2 protein-coding genes and 1 pseudogene are annotated in these 3,177 nt (G+C 72.6%); all 3 read left to right on the plus strand.

Annotated features, from left to right (window positions below; genetic code table 11):
* Positions 1 to 1,863 (plus strand): phenylalanine--tRNA ligase subunit beta (gene pheT / locus FRW57_RS19495; RefSeq protein WP_152186819.1); only part of this gene is annotated, 1,863 nt, incomplete at its 5' end.
* A gap of 2 nt (positions 1,864 to 1,865) precedes the next feature.
* Positions 1,866 to 2,675, plus strand: a complete 810-nt coding sequence (locus FRW57_RS19500; RefSeq protein WP_137120985.1) for an SDR family NAD(P)-dependent oxidoreductase — start codon at positions 1,866 to 1,868, stop codon at positions 2,673 to 2,675.
* Positions 2,676 to 2,721: 46 nt separating this feature from the next.
* Positions 2,722 to 3,177: pseudogene (locus FRW57_RS19505) on the plus strand (N-acetyl-gamma-glutamyl-phosphate reductase); the annotation flags it as partial.

Consider the following 3,177-nt stretch of genomic DNA (forward strand, 5'->3'; position numbering starts at 1 on the left):
GAGGCGCCGCTCGGCGGCCGCGCCGGCTGCGACCGCTACGTCGCGCGCGTCGTGCGGGGGCTGGACATGGAGCGGCCGTCGCCCCGTTGGATGGCCAAGCGACTCACCGAGGCCGGCATGCGGCCGATCTCGTTGGCGGTGGACGTCACGAACTACGTGATGCTCGCCCTCGGGCAACCCCTGCACGCCTTCGACGTGTCCACCCTGTCCGGCGAGATCGTCGTGCGCCGGGCCCGGGAGGCGGAGCGGCTCACCACCCTCGACGACGTCGACCGCGAGCTCGACGTCGAGGACCTGCTGATCACCGACGGCGGCGAGGTGCCCCTGGCGATCGCCGGGGTGATGGGTGGTGAGACCTCGGAGGTCACGGCCCGCACCACTGACGTGCTGATCGAGGCGGCCCACTTCGACCCCACGTCGATCGCGCGGTCGTCGCGTCGGCACCGGCTGACCACGGAGGCGTCGAAGCGCTACGAGCGCGGCGTCGACCCGGCCCTGGCCGACGCGGCCGCCCAGCTCGCCGTCGAGCTGCTCGTCGAGCACGGCGGCGGGGTCGCCGACGACGGTGTGACCGACGTCGACCGACGGTCGGCGAGACAGCCCGTCAGCTTCGATCCGACGTTGCCCAGCACGCTGGTGGGGCTGGCCTACCCACGCGAGGAGGTGATCGAGGTCCTGCGCGAGATCGGTTGCCAGGTGGACGAACCGCAGCCGGGCGGACCCCTCACCGTCCAGCCCCCGTCGTGGCGTCCGGACCTGGTGAACGGGCCGGACTTCGTCGAAGAAGTGGCTCGACTGCGCGGCTACGACCAGATTCCCTCCGTGCTCCCGCAGGCCCCCGGTGGTCGCGGGCTCACCCACGGGCAGCGCGTGCGACGGATCGCCGCCAACACACTGGCCTCGATCGGGCTGGTCGAGGTGTTGTCCTACCCCTTCACCAGCGCGGGGGTGCACGACCAGCTCGGGCTCGAGGCGGACGACCCGCGCCGCCGGGCCGTGCGTCTTGCCAACCCGCTGTCGGAGGAGGCGCCCTTCCTGCGCACCTCCGTCCTCTCGACCATGCTGGAGACGTTGCGGCGCAACGTCTCCCGTGGTCACAAGGACGTCGCGATCTGTGAAGTCGGCCTGGTCACCCTGCCCGAGGAGTCAGCCGGACCAGCCCCGGTGCCGGCGGTGACCGCGCGACCCGACGACGACACGCTCGCGGCGATCGAGGCGGCCGTCCCGCCGCAACCGAGGCACCTGGCCTACGCCATGACGGGAGAGCGTGAGCGCGGCGGCTGGTGGGGACAGGGCCGGCTTGCCGACTGGTCGGACGCGGTCGAGGTGGTCCGGTCACTGGCCGATGCCCTCGCCGTCGAGGTCGTGGTCTCCGCCGCCGACCGGGCGCCGTGGCACCCCGGGCGCTGCGCCCGGATCACGCTGTCCGACGGCACGGTCGTCGGCCACGCCGGCGAGCTGCACCCGAAGGTGGTCCAGGCCATGGGCCTGCCAGGACGCACCGTGGCGGGGGAGATCGACCTGGATGTGCTCACCCGGGCCAGCGAACCGGCCGTCGCCGCGGGTTCGATCTGGACCCATCCTGTCGCCCACAGCGACGTGGCGCTCGTCGTCGCGGCCGACGTGACGGCTGGCGACGTCGAGGCGGCGCTGCGTTCGGGTGCCGGTGAGCTGCTCGAGTCGCTGTCGCTCTTCGACGTCTACGTGGGCGACCAGGTCGACGAGGGCCACAAGTCGTTGGCCTACCACCTGGTCTTCCGCGCCCCCGACCGGACGCTGAAGACCCACGAGGTCAACCAGCTCCGCGACCGTGCGGTCGCCGCAGCAGCCGCGGCAACCGGCGCCGTGCTGAGGAGCACCTGACCGTGGCCGGCAGCGGGGCGCCGGTGGCGGTGGTGACCGGTGCCTCCAGAGGCATCGGGCGCGAGCTCGCACGGGCCCTGGCCGCTTGCGGGTATGCCGTGGAGCTCTGCGCCCGCGGGACCGCCGCCCTCGATGAGGTGGTGGCTGAGCTCGAGGCGAGCGGCGGCACGGCGAGAGGTCACGCCGTGGACGTCACCGACGAGACCGCGGTGGAGACCCTTGTCGCAGCCGTGCTCGAGCGGCACCACCGGATCAACCTGTTGGTCAACAACGCCGGACTGATCGAGCCGGAGGCCCCGATCTGGGAGGCCGACGTCGACCGCTGGTGGCAGGTCGTGACGGTCAACGTCCTGGGACCCTTCCTGGTCAGCCGCGCGGTGGCCCGCCACATGGCGGCAGCCGGCGGCGGGCGCATCATCAACCTCAACAGCGGCAGCGGCGGGCGGGACACCCCCGACCTGACCGCCTACAACGCGAGCAAGGCCGCGCTGGCCCGGATCACCGGGGGACTGCACCTGGCCGGAGGGGCACACGGCATACGCGCCTTCGACCTCGCGCCCGGGGTGATCGAGACCGACATGACGCACTCGATGAAGATGCACCACGGTCGGACCGAATGGACCTCTCCGCAGGAGGTGACCGACCTCGCGCTCGCGCTCGCGTCGGGCGACCTCGATGCGTGGTCCGGTCGGCTCGTGCGGGCGGGCGCCGACACCCCCGCGTCGCTGCGAGCCCGCGCCGAGGAGGGGCTCGGCGACGACGACAGGCGGCTGCGCCTGCACCCTTGGGGTGCGGACGACCCGCTGGCTTGACCGACGCTTGGTGCATGAATTCACGAAGGCGTGTATATTCATGCACATGTGGACGGCGGCAGTGGCGGGTGCGAGCGGTTATGCGGGCGGCGAGGTCGTGCGGTTGCTCTGCGGTCACCCGGAGCTGGAAGTCGGTGCGCTGACCGCGGCCAGCTCCGCCGGCACGCGGCTCGGTGCCGTCCATCCGCACCTGATGCCCCTCGCGGACCGGGTGCTGCAGCCCACCACGCCGCAGACGCTGGCCGGCCATGATGTGGTGTTCCTCGCGCTGCCGCACGGGGCGTCGGCTGCGGTGGCCGCTTCGTTGCCGGACGACGTGGTCGTCATCGACTGCGGCGCCGACTTCCGGCTGACCAGTGGGCAGGCCTGGGACGAGTTCTACGGCACGCCATATGCCGGGTGCTGGCCCTACGGGCTGCCCGAGCTGCCGCTGCCCTCCGGCGCGAAGAGGCGCGGCAAGCTCGCCGGCTCGCGCCGGGTCGCGGTGCCCGGCTGCTATCCC

It is taken from the genome of Segeticoccus rhizosphaerae (genome assembly GCF_009192725.1).
Taxonomy (GTDB): Bacteria; Actinomycetota; Actinomycetes; order Actinomycetales; family Dermatophilaceae; genus Segeticoccus; species Segeticoccus rhizosphaerae.